We start from the raw sequence: 14,136 nt of genomic DNA, 5'->3' as shown, positions 1-14,136 counted from the left end.
CACACGAACAACATCATGCCAAGCATCGACATCAATTGCGACATGGGCGAGAGCTTTGGCTCATGGGTGATGGGCCAGGATCTCGAGCTGCTCCAATACGTGAGCTCTGCCAATATTGCCTGCGGCTTCCACGCGGGTGATCCCAACGTGATGCTGAACACGGTGCGGGCAGCGCTGACACTGGGCGTGGCCATAGGAGCGCACCCGGGCCTGCCCGACTTGCAGGGGTTTGGCCGGCGCGCCATGGCGGTGGATGCGCGGGAGGTTTATGCGCTCACGCTCTACCAGGTGGGCGCCCTGGATGGCATGGTGCGTTCGCAGGGCGGAGTTCTGAGCCACGTCAAAACCCACGGAGCGCTCTACAACATGAGCGCCCGCGATCCGTCTTTGGCCGAGGCTGTGGCCCAGGCCGTGCGCGATCTCAATCCGCAGTGGTCGATTTTCGTCGGCAACGAAACGATGGCCCGGGCCACCACAGCGCTTGGCTTGCGGGCCGTGCGAGAAGTCTTCGCCGACCGAACTTACCAGGACGACGCCACGCTCACACCCCGATCACAGCCGCACGCCATGATCGAAGATGTGGGTGAGGCTGCCGCTCAGGTCGAGCGCATGGTCAGGGAAGGTGTCGTGCGGGCGCTGTCCGGCAAAGAGGTGCCTATCGTGGCCGAGACGCTTTGCATCCACGGTGACCAGCCGGGTGCCGTGCAATTTGCCCGCCACATCCGCGCCGCCCTTGAGGCTCAGGGCATTGTTGTGGCGAAGGCATGACGCAGAACGTGAACAGGCAAAGACCCTTCAGCATGGCACTCCCGCCCGGATGTGAGATTGCCAATACAAACATAAAATAGCGCCATGCTTTCGCAACGCACCTTGAAATCGCTCACTCGCGCTGTCGGCGTCGGCCTGCACAGTGGTGAGCGGGTAGAGTTGACATTACGCCCCGCTCCGCCCAATACAGGCATTGTCTTTCGCCGTATTGACCTGCCCGAGCCGGTGGATATTCCGGTCAGTGCCATCTCTGTTACAGATACGCGTTTGGCGTCGACGATCTCCAGTGGGCATGCCAAAGTTCGCACGGTCGAACACCTGATGTCGGCTTGTGCCGGCTTGGGTCTGGACAATCTGTATATCGACATTACCGCAGAGGAAGTCCCCATTCTTGATGGCTCGGCTTCTTCCTTTGTGTACCTGCTTCAGAGCGCCGGCATAGAACTGCAGAAGGTACCCAAGCAGTTTCTGCGCGTCAAGAAATCGGTAGAGGTGCGTGAAGGCGAGGGCGATCAACTCAAATGGGCGCGCCTTGATCCCCACCATGGCTTCACCCTCAGCTTTGAAATCGACTTTGACCACCCGGCGGTGGACTCCACTGCCCAGCGTGTCGAGTTTGATATGGGGTCGGGCCGCTACAGCCGCGACATCGCCCGTGCGCGTACTTTTGCATTCAGCCGTGATGTCGAGATGATGCGCGCCAGTGGTCTGGCGCTGGGCGGAGGCCTGGACAATGCCATCGTCATGGACGATTTCAAAGTGCTCAACAGCGATGGACTGCGTTATGCCGAAGAGTTTGCCAAGCACAAGATCCTGGATGCCATTGGCGATCTGTACTGCATTGGCAAGCCCATGTTGGCGGCCTACGGCGCGTTCCGCTCAGGGCATGGGCTGAACAACAAGCTGCTGCGCGAGTTGCTGGCTCAGCCTGATGCCTACGACCTCGTGACTTTTTCTGACGAGAAAAAAGCCCCTATCGGTTTCGCGCAGTTGTCGCGGGCCTGGTAAGGAAGCCTTATGTTGCTGCTTCGCTGGGCGATCCTGCTGCTCCTGCTGTTTGCGGGCGTGTGCTTTGCTTATTACGCGGCCACTGGGCAGGACCGTTTCAAGCGCATCGGCTGGGTGGTGCTCAAGTGGACTGTGCTTGCAGCGCTGGGTTTCTTTGCGGTATTGATTGCGGAGCGGGTGCTTTAGGGGGTGTTGCCAGTGCCGTCTGTGCTCCCTCTGACTTTGGGCGAGGGTGGGGTGGGGCCGGCCGGCCGGTGAGGGCATGCCGTGTTAACCCCCTCTCCCTTTAGGGAGAGGGTGGGGGTGAGGGCGAGCGGCGGTAGTTTTAGGCGCTGCGGTTGCTAATTTCCTTCTGCTCTTGAATTGAGGTCGGAGGCCGGGGAGTGCGCCCGGCAGCGCAGTCTCTTTCTTTTGCGTCGCCAAAAGAAAGAAACCAAAGAAAAGGCGACCCCACTGTCCGTGACCCTGCGCTTCGCTACGGGCAACCTCCGGTGCTCGGTCCAGGGGCGGCGCGGCAGAACTCCCTTCGTTCACTTCGCTCTCTTCGGTCAAACAGCTGCCGCAAGCTAGATCACGAAGCAAGAGCATCTTGCAGTGCTCTTGCCCGCCCCTGGCCCTGCGCTCCTCGGCACGGCCAAAGGGGTTAGGGGGCCTGACTCGGGCCATTGCTGCGCTCGGCCCTCGAATAATTAGTCGCTGTCGCGACGTTAACCGATCGCCTCAGGCCACCAGGAGCCCCTGCTTCTCTATGAACGACACCACCTCATCCAGTCCCTGCAAGGTCTTCAGGTTGGTCATGACAAAGGGCTTGAGTTCCTTGCGCGTGGTGCGCATGCGTACGGTGTCTTCGCGCATCACGTCCAGGTTGGCGCCAACATAGGGGGCGAGATCGGTCTTGTTGATGACGAACAAGTCGCTTTTGGTGATGCCAGGGCCCCCTTTGCGCGGTATCTTTTCACCCGCAGCGACATCGATCACGTAGATCGTGAGATCGGACAACTCGGGGCTGAAGGTGGCCGCCAGATTGTCTCCGCCCGATTCGATGAACACGATGTCTGCATCGGGGAACTGCGTCAGCATGCGGTCGATCGCTTCGAGGTTGATCGACGCATCTTCACGGATGGCGGTGTGCGGGCAGCCTCCTGTCTCCACACCCATGATGCGTTCGGGCGGCAGCGCACCGCTGACGGTCAAGATGCGCTGGTCTTCCTTGGTGTAGATGTCGTTGGTGATCGCGATCAGATCCCACTTGTCTCGCATCGCCTTGCATAGCATTTCAAGAATGGTGGTTTTACCCGACCCTACGGGGCCGCCTATGCCCACACGCAAGGGCGGCAGTTTCTTGGTGCGATGAGGAATGTGGTGGAGCGCTGTAGAGGTCATGAGCGGAACAATCTGGAGTACTGATGTTCATGCCGGGCGGAGTGAATCGCCAGCATGGGTGAGAACGCCTGGCGCGCGTTGTCTGGCAGAGCCTGGGCATGCGCTACTGCGGTGGGGATTTCATGGGCCAGCTGGGCCAGGATGCGCTGCCCCGCGCTTTGGCCAAGGGGCACAGCCTTGAGGGCGGCTTGCACCATGTTCTCGGCCCAGCCGAAGGCATAAGCCAGTAGAGCGTGCTGTACGGATGCGCCGGTGAAGGCGGTGGCCAATGCGAATGCGACAGGGTAGGTGGGCCGTTGCAGGGACAAAGCCGCCAGCTGGGTCACTTGTCCGGTGCGCAGAGCATCCTGGAGGTGCTGATTGCGCAGCCAGTCGGCCAGAGACCTGCCCATCTGTTCCGTCTGCAATCGCAGCTCTCTGCTTTCACGGGTGAAAAGGACCCAATCGTTGAGTCCTTCCACGCGGAGCATATCGCCCTCCTGCCAGGCCGGCAGCGCTTGTGCAATGGCGGCCATGTCGCTGCGTGCCTGGGTCAAATGAAGTTGCTGCACCAGCCAATCGGCAGCCTCGGCCTCTGTGCTGACCAGCGAAGCATCGATGGCGGCTTCCAGCACTTCAGAATAGGAAAACCCCCCGACGGGCAGCGCTGGCGAGGCCAGCCACATCAACTGCAGGAGCGTCGCGGGAGAGGGCTCAGTGCTCATGCCCATGTGAATGCCCGTGATGGCTATGGTCGTGATGGTGGCCGTGGCTATGCCCGTCATTGGTGACGTGGCCGCCGTACGCACCCCCTTCTGGTTCGAAGGGCAGTTCAGCTTCGATCACCGTCATGTGCATGGAGCGCAGCATGTCGGCCAACACATGATCAGGTTCGATCTTCAGGTGATCCGGCTGCAGTTCTATGGGCACATGGCGGTTACCCAGATGGTAGGCGGCTCGCATCAGATCAAAGGGTGAACCATGCTGGGCGCAGGCCGTGATGTGCATGACCTTTTGGGGTGAAGCCAGTACGCTGATCAGGCTGCCATCCTCGGCCACCAACACATCACCACCCCGAACGGCCTGGCCGCGCGGCAAGAAGACAGCCACACTGCGCCCCTGGCTGTCGGTCGCAGAGAAACGGCTTTTTTGGCGTACGTCCCAATCCAACTCTACGGTGGCTGCGCGTTTGATGAGGGCCGGTGAGAGGCCTTGCCCTTGAGTCAGGAGTTTGTTGACGTTCAACATATAGCCCGGATTTCGTTCAAAACAGAAAATAACGTTGAGCCATAGGCAGGCTGACCGCCGGCTCACAAGTGAGCAGTTCCCCGTTGGCGCGCACGGCATAAGTCTGGGCATCCACTTCCATATGGGGCGCCAGGTCGTTGTGGATCATGTGGCGCTTCTGAACGCCGCGGATGCCTTTGACCGCCGACAAATTCTTGTGCAGTCCGAAACGCTGGCCAATACCTGCGGCCAGGCCAGTCTGTGAAACAAAGGTCAGCGAGCCGCGCGCGTTGCTACCTGCGAACGAGCCGAACATGGCGCGGTAGTGCACCGGCTGGGGTGTGGGAATACTGGCATTGGGGTCACCCATGGCCGCCATGGCGATGCTGCCGCCCTTCAGAATGCAGGCTGGTTTGACGCCAAAGAACGCGGGCTTCCAGAGCACGATGTCGGCCCACTTGCCGACTTCCAGGCTACCCACCTCGTGGCTGATGCCATGGGCAATGGCGGGGTTGATGGTGTATTTGGCAATGTATCGTTTGGCGCGGAAGTTGTCATTGCGAGAGCCATCTCCCTGCAGGGCCCCGCGCTGCTGCTTCATCTTATGCGCGGTCTGCCAGCAGCGCAGGATGACTTCGCCCACACGTCCCATGGCCTGGCTGTCAGAGCTGAACATGCTGATGGCGCCGATATCATGCAGGATGTCCTCGGCTGCAATGGTCTCCTTGCGGATGCGGCTTTCGGCAAAGGCCAGGTCTTCTGCAATGCCCGCATCCAGGTGGTGGCAGACCATGAGCATGTCTACGTGCTCGTCCAGGGTGTTCACCGTGTAGGGACGCGTAGGATTGGTGGAGCTGGGCAGCACGTTGGCTTCGCCCACCACTTTCAGAATGTCAGGTGCATGGCCGCCACCGGCTCCCTCGGTATGGAAGGTATGAATGGTGCGGCCCTTGAAAGCGGCCACGGTGTCTTCGACAAAGCCGCTCTCATTGAGCGTATCGGTGTGAATCGCGACCTGCGTGTCGGTTTCTTCGGCCACCGTCAGGCAATTGTCAATGGCTGCGGGCGTACTACCCCAGTCCTCGTGCAGCTTCAGGCCGATGGCGCCGGCGTTGATCTGTTCGTGCAGCGCCGCTGGCAGGCTGGCGTTGCCCTTGCCGAGAAACCCCAGGTTCATGGGGAAAGCGTCTGCGGCCTGCAGCATGCGCTCCATATGCCAAGGCCCTGGTGTGCAGGTGGTGGCAAAGGTGCCGGTGGCAGGGCCGGTGCCGCCCCCTATCATGGTGGTCACACCGCTGGCCAGGGCTTCTTCAATCTGCTGTGGGCAGATAAAGTGGATGTGCGTATCAATGCCCCCCGCCGTGACGATCAAGCCCTCGCAACTGATGATTTCAGTCCCTGGCCCGATGATGATGTCCACGCCGGGCTGAGTGTCCGGATTGCCTGCCTTGCCAATGGCGGCGACGCGGCCGTCCTTGAGGCCAATGTCGGCCTTGACGATGCCCCAGTGATCGATGATCAGGGCATTGGTGAGCACGGTGTCCATGGCACCCTGTTCCCGCGTACGCTGACTTTGCGCCATACCGTCGCGTATGGTTTTGCCACCGCCAAACTTCACTTCTTCGCCATAGCCGCCAGCCGCCAGAGTGAAGTCCTTCTCTACCTCGATGATGAGATCGGTGTCCGCCAAGCGCACACGATCGCCCACTGTCGGGCCGAAGGTTTCGGCGTAGGCGCGCCTGTTCATGGTTGCCATTTAAATGCCTTCCTTTCGAGGGCCGCGATGAAATGAAGCAACACGGCTCATTTCAGTGCGCCCATGACCAGGCCGCGAAAGCCGTAGATACGCCGGTCGCCCCCTATGTCAACCAATTCCACCGTTCTTTGCTGGCCCGGTTCAAAACGCACTGCCATGCCACTGGCAATGTTCAGGCGCATGCCCTGCGCGGCCGGGCGGTCGAAATCCAGGCTCGCGTTGGTCTCTGCGAAGTGGTAGTGGGAACCCACCTGAATAGGACGGTCGCTCGCGTTCTTCACCACGAGGGTCAAGGTGCGCCGACCGGGATTGAGGGTATGCGAGCCCTCGTCCACGAAAAATTCGCCCGGAGTCATACCCACCTCCCAGTCAAGCCAGTCGCACCAGCATGAACGCGCCCAGCAGCGCCGTGGCACCGCCGCCCAGCGTAGCCAGCCATTTCTGGCGCTGCATCACCGCACGGCCCAAGACGATGCCGGCCATGTGCAACACCGCCGAGCCCAGCGCCACGCCAGCCAGGGCGCCCAACACGGCTTCTGCGCTGCCTGCAGACAGTTCTCGTCCGTGCGCTGCTCCGTGGAAAAAGGCAAACACGCCTGCGAGCGCCGCAGCCGCTGCCCAGGGCATCTGCTTTTGAACGGCTACCAGCAGGCCCATTGCGAGCACAGAAGCCGCAATCATGGGCTCCACACCGGGGATCCACAAGCCGGCGAAGCCTGCGAGCGCTCCGGCCACGAGCAGCGCCACAAAAGCTGCGGGCGCTCGCCATGCTGGGGTGACAGTCAGAGCGCTCCAGACTCCCACGGCCAGCATGGCGGCCAAATGGTCCGCGCCCGTGAATGGATGCACGAAGGCATGGGCGAAACTGTCCAGCAGGCCATGGTGGCTGCCGGCATCGGCACCCGTGTGCGCCAGGACGGGCAGTGAACAGACCGTGGCGGTCGCGGCAATGATCAGTTTTGTGATTTTCATAAAGCGCACCAAAGAGATGTCAAGGGGTGTTCAGAGGTTCAAACGATAGGGTCGTGCACGGTGACCAGTTTGGTGCCGTCAGGAAAGGTCGCTTCGATCTGGATGTCTGGAATCATTTCCGGTACCCCCTCCATCACGTCTTCTCGCGCCAGCACAGTGCGTCCCGCACTCATGAGTTCGGCCACCGTACGGCCGTCGCGCGCGCCCTCCATCACGAAGGCGCTGATGAAAGCCACGGCTTCCGGATAGTTGAGCTTCACGCCTCGTGCCTTGCGCCGCTCGGCCAGCAGTGCGGCGGTGAAGATCAGCAGCTTGTCTTTTTCGCGGGGGGTGAGTTCCATGTATGGCATGAGCGCAAGCGGCATGCCAAGTCGGCTATGGAATTGGGGCGCTAATTCACCAATATGGCGCGCTTGTTATGCGGGGGTGAGTATTTGTGTCATTTTTTGGTGCGTTGCTGCACTGGGTTGGTGCTGTGGGCGGGGTCGGCCATGTGGCGGGTGCTTCACTCCCTCTCCCTATAGAGAGAGGGCAGGGGTGAGGGCACGCAGCGGTTGATTGGCCCGGCTGCGGTTACTAGTTGCCGTCTGCGCTTGCATTAAGGTCGGAGGCCGGGGAGTGCGCCCGGCAGCGCAGCCACCTTCTTTTGCTCCGCCAAAAGAACCTGGCGCAAGAAAAGGCGGCCCCACTGTCCGTGTCCCTTCGCTTCGCTACGGGCAACCTCCGGTGCTCATGCCCAAGGCGGTGCGGCAGAACTCGCGGCGTTCGCTGCGCTCTCTCTGCTCAAACAGCTGCCGCAAGCTAGTTCACGAAGCAAGAGCATCTTGCAGTGCTCTTGCCCACCTTGGGCCCTGCGCTCCTCGGCACGGCCAAAGGGGTGGGATACCCACTCGGGCCATTGCTGCGCTCGGCCCTCGAATAACCAGTCGCTGGCGCGAGTATCTTGTTCCCTCTCCCCTAGCCGGGCGCCCGGCTAGGGGCGCCCGGCTAGGGGAGAGGGGGGCCGGCCAACCGTTGAGGGGCTTCGCCATGCAAACAACTCGTCGTCGATAGCGCAAGCGCATCTTTTTTTGGCCCCGGAAAAAGTGACCGCCTAAAGCACATTGCTGAACTTTCGTTGTTCCAAGGCCGAGCGAAGCAATGGCCCGAATCAGGTTCCCACCCCCTTTGGCCGTGCCGAGGAGCGCAGAGCGAGGGGCGGGCAAGGGCACTGCAAGATGCCCTTGCTTCAAGATCTAGCTTGCTGCGGATGTCTGAGCGGCGTGAACGAAGTGAACAAAGCGAGTTCCGCAGCGCCGCCGCTCGATTGAGCACCGGAGGGTGCCCGGAGCGAAGCGCAGGGACACGGACTTGGGGCCGCCTTTTCTTGCGCCAGGTTCTTTTGGCGGACCAAAAGAAGGTGGCTGCGCTGCCGGGCGCACTCCCCGGCCTCCGACATTGAAAAAAAGCAGAAGGCAATTAGTAATCACTGCGCCTAAAACTACCGCCGCCTGCCCTCACCCTACCCTCTCCCAAAGGGAGAGGGGACCTGCATCAGTCTCTCCTACACGTGGGAGACGGCACAAGGCCCTCGCGCCAGCGACTAGTAAACGAGGGCAGTACACTAGATCAGACGTTCTTGTGGTCTGCCCGAGCATGCCAAACTCATTCAACTTTTCGACCCATGGCATGGCACGCACAACTATCGCTTGACTATCAGACGCAGCAAGGAAAATCCACCGTCCAGTTTCTGCACGATGGCCCGTTGCGCGTCCTCAAGAGCCTGTATCCGGAAGGCCCGGCCATCTGCCATAACGTGCTGGTGCATCCGCCCGGTGGCTTGGTCGGTGGCGATATCCTCGATATCTCCGTGCATGTCGGCCAAGGTGCGCACGCCCTGGTGACGACTCCGGGCGCGACACGGTTTTACAAAAGCAACGGCCAGCGAGCACTGCAGCGCACACGTCTGCAGCTTGATTCTGGCGCTCGGCTGGAATGGCTTCCGCTCGAAGCCATTGCCTATAACGCCTGTGATGCCGCCAATCAGCTTGAGTTCGCACTGGCTGAGGGTGCGCAGCTGCTGAACTGGGACATCACAGCCCTGGGTTTGCCCAATGCCGGTCAGCCTTTCGAGCAAGGCGCGTTCGTGCAACACATCGAGTGGCCAGGCCACTTTCTGGAGCATGGCGAGATCGCTGCGAAAGATAGTCTGCTGCTCGATGGCGCCTTGGGTCTGGCCGGGCGCCGCTGCATGGGTACTTTGATCCTGGCCAGCGGCACACCCTTGGCGCGTGGCCAGCGCGAGTCGCTAGAGGAGAGTACTCATGCGATGCTGGAGTCTGCCCCTGAAGGTCTGATCGCTGGTGTCACCGCACCTAATGAGCATATGTTGGTGCTGCGCGGTCTCTCTCCGCTGGTCGAGCCCATGATGCAGCTCTGGAAAAGCGTCTGGGCACATTGGCGATCGGAACTTTGGGGCGTGAACGGTGATGCGCCCAGGATCTGGTCCACCTAGTCCTTCAGGCCGAGAAATCGGCTGTGCCGCCCGCGCCTTGTCCTGTAAACCCTGGCAAGTAGCGACCTCCTGGGTGATTGGGCCAGTACGCGATATCGCCTCATATCACGCTGCATGACCGGGCTTGGACATCAGCCTGGCTTGAACTGATCCTTCAGACCTGCCCAGCAATCCGCATAGCCAGCATCCAGCGTGGGGCTGTTCAATGCGCTTTCAGTGGGAATCAAGCGATAGCGGCTTTCAAACATGAAGGCCAGGGTGTTGTCCAGTTTTTGCGGCTTGAGATCTGCATGGCTGGCCTTGTCGAAAGCTTCCTCGTCTGGCCCGTGGGGCACCATGAGATTGTGCAAGCTGGCGCCGCCTGGCTTGAAGCCTCCAGGCTTGGCGTCGTACTCTCCGTACACCAGGCCCATGAATTCGCTCATGACATTGCGGTGGTACCAGGGCGGGCGGAAAGTGTTTTCCATCACCAGCCAGCGCGGCGGGAAAATCACGAAATCGCAGTTGGCGGTGCCAGGGGTGTCACTGGGCGAAGTGAGCACAGTAAAAATGGACGGATCAGGGTGATCAAAGCTGATCGATCCTATGGTCATGAAATTGGCCGTGTCATACCTCACCGGTGAGAGGTTCCCGTGCCAGGCCACCACATTGAAGGGCGAATGGCTGGTGGGCGCATGCCAGAAGCGGCCGCCAAATTTCTTCACCAACTCATAGGCGACTTCGGCTTCTTCTTCGCAAGCGGCGACAGGCGCCTGGAAATCGCGCGCATTGGCCAAGCCGTTGGATCCAATCGGACCGAGTTCCGGCAAGCGGAAATGTGCGCCGTAGTTCTCGCAGAGGTAGCCGCGCGAAGGGCCATCGGGCAAGCCTACCTTGAACACCACGCCGCGCGGCATCAGTGCGATCTGGCCGGGTTTGACTTCCAGCACGCCCATCTCGCTGGTGATCACCAGGCGGCCTTGCTGCGGCACAAAAAGAATCTCGCCGTCCGCATTGACGAAGGCGCGGCGTTCCATGGAACGGCCGGCCAGGTAAACATGGGCAGCCAAACCGTGTTGAGAGTCTGCATCGCCATTGGCCGCCATGGTGTGTACACCGTCGATGAAGTCGATGTTGGCCACGTCAGCTGGCAGGGGCGCGGGGTGCCAGCGCATTGGCTCAGGCGGGGCGGCCACCGATCGATCGCCGCCCGTACGCCAGGTTGTCTGCTCGTAAGGCTGGTACCGGCCTGCCACCACCGAAGGTTGGCGGCGGTAGAGCCAGCTGCGGCGGTTCTCGTGCCGCGGCGCCGTGAAGGCGGTGCCCGAGATCAGTTCGGGGTAGAGATCAAAGGGCGCTCGTTGCGGACTATTGCGTCCTTGCGGCAGTGCGCCTGCCACTGCTTCGGTGGCGTATTCGTTGCCAAATCCGCTTTGGTAGCGGCGCTCTGTATTGATTTGATCGTTCATGCCAGATTCGTGAGTTGCAAGCTGGGAGTGCCATTCACAGTCAGTCAGGGAGGCGGAGTTTGTTAACCAAACCGTCGCCCACTCAACGCGACTTGAGCAAGATTATGAACACGTCTCGGATTGTGGGTGCTAGCGGGTGCGCCGATACATGCTGTTGGTGCTGCGCGCCAGACCGGCAGCATGCAGGCGGTCAATCGTGCGGCCCGCATGCGCGTGGGTGATGGCAAGGCCCAGCGCATCGGCTGCGTCGGGGCGGGGCGCAGAGGGAAGGTCGAGCAGACGCTGCACCATGGCCTGTACCTGCTCCTTGGCAGCGCGGCCGTGCCCCGCTACTGCCTGCTTCATCTGCAGCGCGGTGTATTCGGCCACCTCGAGATCGCAGGAGACCAAAGCAGTGACACAGGCGCCGCGCGCTTGTCCTAGCAGCAAAGTGGCTTTGGGGTTCACGTTCACAAACACGATCTCCACCACGGCGGAGTCAGGTTGATAGCGGGCCTTGAGTTCGCAAATGCCATCGAACAGGATTTTCAGCCGTGCAGGCAAATTGCCGATGTCGGCGCTGGAGGTCTGAATGACCCCGCTTGCCACATATCGGAGCGCGGACCCTTCGACATCAAGCACACCAAAGCCGGTCGTGCGCAAGCCGGGATCTATGCCGAGAATTCTCATTTGCTACTGAGTTTATAGCAAAGCGCTGGTTCAGGGAATTCAGGGCGTATCCACACGCTCTAAATGCCAAAGTACCAACGAACGGAATGGAAAAAAACCGGCGCAGCGAAGCACAAAGCATCCACGCGGTCGAGCAAGCCGCTGGCTCCCGTGACGGAAGGCGTGTGACCGCCCCAGTTGGTGACACCTCGGTCGCGTTTGAGGGCTTTCATCACCAGATGCCCGAGCGAGCCTGCAACGCCGGCGATCACAGACATGACTGCTGCCTGGGCTAAATCGAATGGGGTGACGCCGGTCAGAATAACGCCGACCAGTGCGCCTGCCCCTATGCCAACAAACCAGTTGCGCCAGGAAAAACTGGAGCTCACATTGGGCGCATGCGGACTTCCCGGCCAGTATCGGTTGGCCAGATGCTGCGCCAGCATGCAGCTCTGCACAACGATGGCGAGAAAGAAAACCAGAAATGCGTTGCGACCACCCCAACCTGGAAAATTCAGAAGCAGCAGAGCAGGGACGTGGGAGAGTCCAAAAACGCAGACCATGATCCCCCACTGCACCTTGGCGGTTCGTTCCAGAAAGCCATGGGGGTCGTCCGCCAACGCGCTGACCACCGGTATGGCCAGGAACACATAGACGGGAATGAAGACCGTAAAGAGATTGAAATGGCTAGAGCCGACCAGCCAGTACTGGATGGGGAGCACGACAAAGAAAGCCAGTACCAGGCTACGGTGGTCGCCTCTTCGGGTGGGCGAGAGGGTGATGAACTCCCGCAAGGCGAGGAAAGAGACCAGCGCGAACAGCACTGTGGCCGCTGTGTTGCCGGTGGCCCAGGCGCACCAGAATATGAGCGCCATGAACCAGGAATGGCGCAGAAGCACACGACCGTGCTGAAGGTCTGCGGCATGTCCGAAACCTGGTTTGCCTTCCTCGGGCTCTTCACTACCACGCTCCCGCAGTGACAGAGCCAGCAATGCAGCCGTCGCCAGGATCAGTATGCCGAAGACAAACAGGAACAGCGCAGTCACCTGCTGATCGGGCGTCAGGCGGCCAAGAAACTCAGTCATGCTTATATGTCTCTCAGGGCGACGACCGCCTGTCTTGCCCGGTCAAGGAATGCGCGGCGCTCTTCATCGGGCTCCAGGCGAATGGGCGCGCCGAAAGTTACGGAGCACAGTACGGGCACCGGGACCACTTCGCCTTTGGGCATGACGCGCTGCACGTTATTGATCCAGGCCGGCACGAGCACCACTTCAGGAAACTTCTGGGCGAGGTTGTACAGGCCCGCTTTGAAGGATTGGGGTTCTGGTGCGTTGCCACGCGTGCCTTCCGGGAAGATGATGAGTGAATCGCCGCTGGTCAGTGCATCTATCAATGGCTGCAGAGGATCTTCGTCCCCCTTGCGTTCGCGTTCCACGTAGACCGCATTGAAGACTGCCGTCGTGATCCAGCGCCGGAAATTGCTTTTGGTCCAGTAGTCCTTGGCGGCAATAGGCCGGGTAATGCCTCGTAATTCTTCGGGCAGCGCCGCCCAGATCATCACCAGGTCAGCATGGCTTTGGTGATTGGCAAAATAAATGCGTTGCTCGGCCTTTGGCGGAGCGCCATACCAGCGAGCCTGTGCGCCTGTCAGAAGCCGCACAATGCCCAGCAGCAGATACCCCATGGCCTTGGCGGCCCATTGATTGCCTGTGATCATGGTAATTCCGCGCTGCGCATGCGGGTCACAATGACCTGAGCACGATGATTCAAATAGGCAGAACGGGGAACCTTCTCGAAATAGCGTGGGCGTGGCAGCATGACCGCGAGCCGGCCAGCCTCGTAAGCACTCAGTTGCGCCGCGCTTTTCCTGAAATAGTGGCGTGCAGCGGCCTCGGCACCAAAGACGCCCTCACCCCATTCCACGTTGTTGAGATAAATCTCCAGAATCCGCTCCTTGCTGAGGATCTTTTCCAGGGCGTAGGTCAGGACCAATTCCTGCCCTTTTCGGGCCAGCGTACGTTCGCCTGACAGAAAAAGATTCTTCGCCAGCTGCTGGGTAATGGTGGATCCGCCGCGGAGCTTGACTTGCCGCGGTGGAAGGTTCTTCTCGGCACGCTTGGCTGCGGCTTCCTCCGCTTTGGCGTTGCGTGCCCAGGCTTTTTCTATGGCTTCCCATTCGACGCCGTCGTGGTTGATGAAATCATCATCTTCCGACGCGATCACGGCGCGCTTGAGGTTGCTGGAAATCTCGTCATAGTCACGCCACTGCTGGTTCCAGCGCAGGGTGCCACTGGTAGCCAGACGCCAGGCTTCCGACCGCTGGAAACTGGTCGATTGGGGGTCGATCACGGTCATCAGCACGATACGGCCAATGAAAAACAACTGCAGCACCAGCAAGGACAGGGCTACCAGCATCAACCAATGGAAAGCTTTGCGCATGTTCAGAAACAAAA

At 60.5% G+C, this 14,136-nt stretch carries 16 protein-coding genes; 4 read left to right on the top strand and 12 right to left on the bottom strand.

The features are described 5' to 3' along the window. Positions 1–15: 15 nt before the first annotated feature. The 3 genes from ABIE13_RS22900 (at position 16) to ABIE13_RS22890 (ending at position 1,962) form a co-directional block, all read left to right on the top strand. Positions 16–768, top strand: a complete 753-nt coding sequence (locus ABIE13_RS22900) for a LamB/YcsF family protein (RefSeq protein ID WP_354447773.1) — start codon at positions 16–18, stop codon at positions 766–768. 84 nt (positions 769–852) lie between these two features. Further along, the gene (gene lpxC / locus ABIE13_RS22895; protein ID WP_354447771.1) at positions 853–1,776 is read left to right on the top strand and encodes a UDP-3-O-acyl-N-acetylglucosamine deacetylase; all 924 of its coding nucleotides are present in this window, start codon (positions 853–855) and stop codon (positions 1,774–1,776) included. A 9-nt stretch (positions 1,777–1,785) separates the two neighbouring features. Beyond that, on the top strand, positions 1,786–1,962 hold the full coding sequence (locus tag ABIE13_RS22890) for a hypothetical protein (protein WP_354447769.1): 177 nt from the start codon (positions 1,786–1,788) through the stop codon (positions 1,960–1,962). Positions 1,963–2,496: 534 nt separating this feature from the next. Here the strand turns inward: ABIE13_RS22890 and ureG are convergent. Genes ureG through ureA form a run of 7 tightly spaced genes read right to left on the bottom strand, consistent with a single transcriptional unit; the run spans position 2,497 to position 7,434 of the window. Continuing rightward, positions 2,497–3,159: an urease accessory protein UreG gene (gene ureG / locus ABIE13_RS22885; protein ID WP_354447767.1), complete on the bottom strand. Its 663-nt coding sequence runs from the start codon at positions 3,157–3,159 to the stop codon at positions 2,497–2,499. Further along, positions 3,156–3,869, bottom strand: coding sequence for an urease accessory protein UreF (locus ABIE13_RS22880; protein WP_436278465.1), 714 nt, complete (start codon positions 3,867–3,869; stop codon positions 3,156–3,158). The genes ureG and ABIE13_RS22880 overlap by 4 nt, the downstream gene beginning before the upstream one ends. Beyond that, the gene (gene ureE / locus ABIE13_RS22875; RefSeq protein WP_354447765.1) at positions 3,853–4,386 is read right to left on the bottom strand and encodes an urease accessory protein UreE; all 534 of its coding nucleotides are present in this window, start codon (positions 4,384–4,386) and stop codon (positions 3,853–3,855) included. Before ureE ends, ABIE13_RS22880 begins: the two co-directional genes overlap by 17 nt. Before the next feature lie 16 nt (positions 4,387–4,402). Beyond that, positions 4,403–6,121 carry an urease subunit alpha gene (gene ureC / locus ABIE13_RS22870; protein WP_354447763.1) on the bottom strand — a complete coding sequence of 573 codons (1,719 nt, stop codon included), beginning with the start codon at positions 6,119–6,121 and terminating at the stop codon, positions 4,403–4,405. Positions 6,122–6,168: 47 nt separating this feature from the next. Then, a complete protein-coding gene (locus ABIE13_RS22865) occupies positions 6,169–6,477 on the bottom strand; it encodes an urease subunit beta (protein ID WP_354447761.1) in 309 nt (102 codons plus the stop codon). 13 nt (positions 6,478–6,490) lie between these two features. Beyond that, the gene (locus tag ABIE13_RS22860; protein WP_354447759.1) at positions 6,491–7,093 is read right to left on the bottom strand and encodes a HupE/UreJ family protein; all 603 of its coding nucleotides are present in this window, start codon (positions 7,091–7,093) and stop codon (positions 6,491–6,493) included. A 38-nt stretch (positions 7,094–7,131) separates the two neighbouring features. Further along, positions 7,132–7,434 (bottom strand): urease subunit gamma, encoded by a 303-nt coding sequence (gene ureA / locus ABIE13_RS22855; RefSeq protein ID WP_354447757.1) that lies wholly within the window; start codon positions 7,432–7,434, stop codon positions 7,132–7,134. A gap of 1,322 nt (positions 7,435–8,756) precedes the next feature. Between ureA and ABIE13_RS22850 the strand changes: the two genes are divergently transcribed. Further along, on the top strand, positions 8,757–9,587 hold the full coding sequence (locus ABIE13_RS22850) for an urease accessory protein UreD (RefSeq protein ID WP_354447755.1): 831 nt from the start codon (positions 8,757–8,759) through the stop codon (positions 9,585–9,587). A gap of 131 nt (positions 9,588–9,718) precedes the next feature. On the opposite strand, the gene hmgA is transcribed toward ABIE13_RS22850, so the two are convergent. The 5 genes from hmgA to mtgA form a co-directional block, all read right to left on the bottom strand. Further along, positions 9,719–11,035, bottom strand: coding sequence for a homogentisate 1,2-dioxygenase (gene hmgA, locus ABIE13_RS22845; protein WP_354447753.1), 1,317 nt, complete (start codon positions 11,033–11,035; stop codon positions 9,719–9,721). Between the two features lie 129 nt (positions 11,036–11,164). Beyond that, positions 11,165–11,704 (bottom strand): crossover junction endodeoxyribonuclease RuvC, encoded by a 540-nt coding sequence (ruvC, locus tag ABIE13_RS22840; RefSeq protein WP_354447752.1) that lies wholly within the window; start codon positions 11,702–11,704, stop codon positions 11,165–11,167. 59 nt (positions 11,705–11,763) lie between these two features. Then, positions 11,764–12,768, bottom strand: coding sequence for a phosphatidate cytidylyltransferase (locus tag ABIE13_RS22835; RefSeq protein ID WP_354447750.1), 1,005 nt, complete (start codon positions 12,766–12,768; stop codon positions 11,764–11,766). A 2-nt stretch (positions 12,769–12,770) separates the two neighbouring features. Next, a complete protein-coding gene (locus ABIE13_RS22830) occupies positions 12,771–13,400 on the bottom strand; it encodes a lysophospholipid acyltransferase family protein (RefSeq protein WP_354447748.1) in 630 nt (209 codons plus the stop codon). Beyond that, the gene (mtgA, locus tag ABIE13_RS22825; RefSeq protein WP_354447746.1) at positions 13,397–14,122 is read right to left on the bottom strand and encodes a monofunctional biosynthetic peptidoglycan transglycosylase; all 726 of its coding nucleotides are present in this window, start codon (positions 14,120–14,122) and stop codon (positions 13,397–13,399) included. Before mtgA ends, ABIE13_RS22830 begins: the two co-directional genes overlap by 4 nt. Positions 14,123–14,136: the final 14 nt, after the last annotated feature.

This window comes from Ottowia thiooxydans, from assembly GCF_040548795.1.
In the GTDB taxonomy this organism is placed as follows: domain Bacteria; phylum Pseudomonadota; class Gammaproteobacteria; order Burkholderiales; family Burkholderiaceae_C; genus Ottowia; species Ottowia thiooxydans_A.
The sequence above is the reverse complement of the archived record's forward strand: the minus strand, read 5'-3'. Positions and strand labels throughout refer to the sequence as shown.

What these genes read in the sequence shown, in the direction of transcription:
- ABIE13_RS22880 (WP_436278465.1), bottom strand. Translation starts at nt 3,869, where the DNA reads ATGGGCATGAGCACTGAGCCCTCTCCCGCGACGCTCCTGCAGTTGATG.
- ABIE13_RS22860 (WP_354447759.1), bottom strand. Translation starts at nt 7,093, where the DNA reads ATGAAAATCACAAAACTGATCATTGCCGCGACCGCCACGGTCTGTTCA.
- ureA (WP_354447757.1), bottom strand. Translation starts at nt 7,434, where the DNA reads ATGGAACTCACCCCCCGCGAAAAAGACAAGCTGCTGATCTTCACCGCC.
- ureG (WP_354447767.1), bottom strand. Translation starts at nt 3,159, where the DNA reads ATGACCTCTACAGCGCTCCACCACATTCCTCATCGCACCAAGAAACTG.
- ureE (WP_354447765.1), bottom strand. Translation starts at nt 4,386, where the DNA reads ATGTTGAACGTCAACAAACTCCTGACTCAAGGGCAAGGCCTCTCACCG.
- ABIE13_RS22890 (WP_354447769.1), top strand. Translation starts at nt 1,786, where the DNA reads ATGTTGCTGCTTCGCTGGGCGATCCTGCTGCTCCTGCTGTTTGCGGGC.
- ureC (WP_354447763.1), bottom strand. Translation starts at nt 6,121, where the DNA reads ATGGCAACCATGAACAGGCGCGCCTACGCCGAAACCTTCGGCCCGACA.
- ABIE13_RS22835 (WP_354447750.1), bottom strand. Translation starts at nt 12,768, where the DNA reads ATGACTGAGTTTCTTGGCCGCCTGACGCCCGATCAGCAGGTGACTGCG.
- ABIE13_RS22900 (WP_354447773.1), top strand. Translation starts at nt 16, where the DNA reads ATGCCAAGCATCGACATCAATTGCGACATGGGCGAGAGCTTTGGCTCA.
- lpxC (WP_354447771.1), top strand. Translation starts at nt 853, where the DNA reads ATGCTTTCGCAACGCACCTTGAAATCGCTCACTCGCGCTGTCGGCGTC.
- hmgA (WP_354447753.1), bottom strand. Translation starts at nt 11,035, where the DNA reads ATGAACGATCAAATCAATACAGAGCGCCGCTACCAAAGCGGATTTGGC.
- ruvC (WP_354447752.1), bottom strand. Translation starts at nt 11,704, where the DNA reads ATGAGAATTCTCGGCATAGATCCCGGCTTGCGCACGACCGGCTTTGGT.
- ABIE13_RS22865 (WP_354447761.1), bottom strand. Translation starts at nt 6,477, where the DNA reads ATGACTCCGGGCGAATTTTTCGTGGACGAGGGCTCGCATACCCTCAAT.
- ABIE13_RS22830 (WP_354447748.1), bottom strand. Translation starts at nt 13,400, where the DNA reads ATGATCACAGGCAATCAATGGGCCGCCAAGGCCATGGGGTATCTGCTG.
- ABIE13_RS22850 (WP_354447755.1), top strand. Translation starts at nt 8,757, where the DNA reads ATGGCATGGCACGCACAACTATCGCTTGACTATCAGACGCAGCAAGGA.
- mtgA (WP_354447746.1), bottom strand. Translation starts at nt 14,122, where the DNA reads ATGCGCAAAGCTTTCCATTGGTTGATGCTGGTAGCCCTGTCCTTGCTG.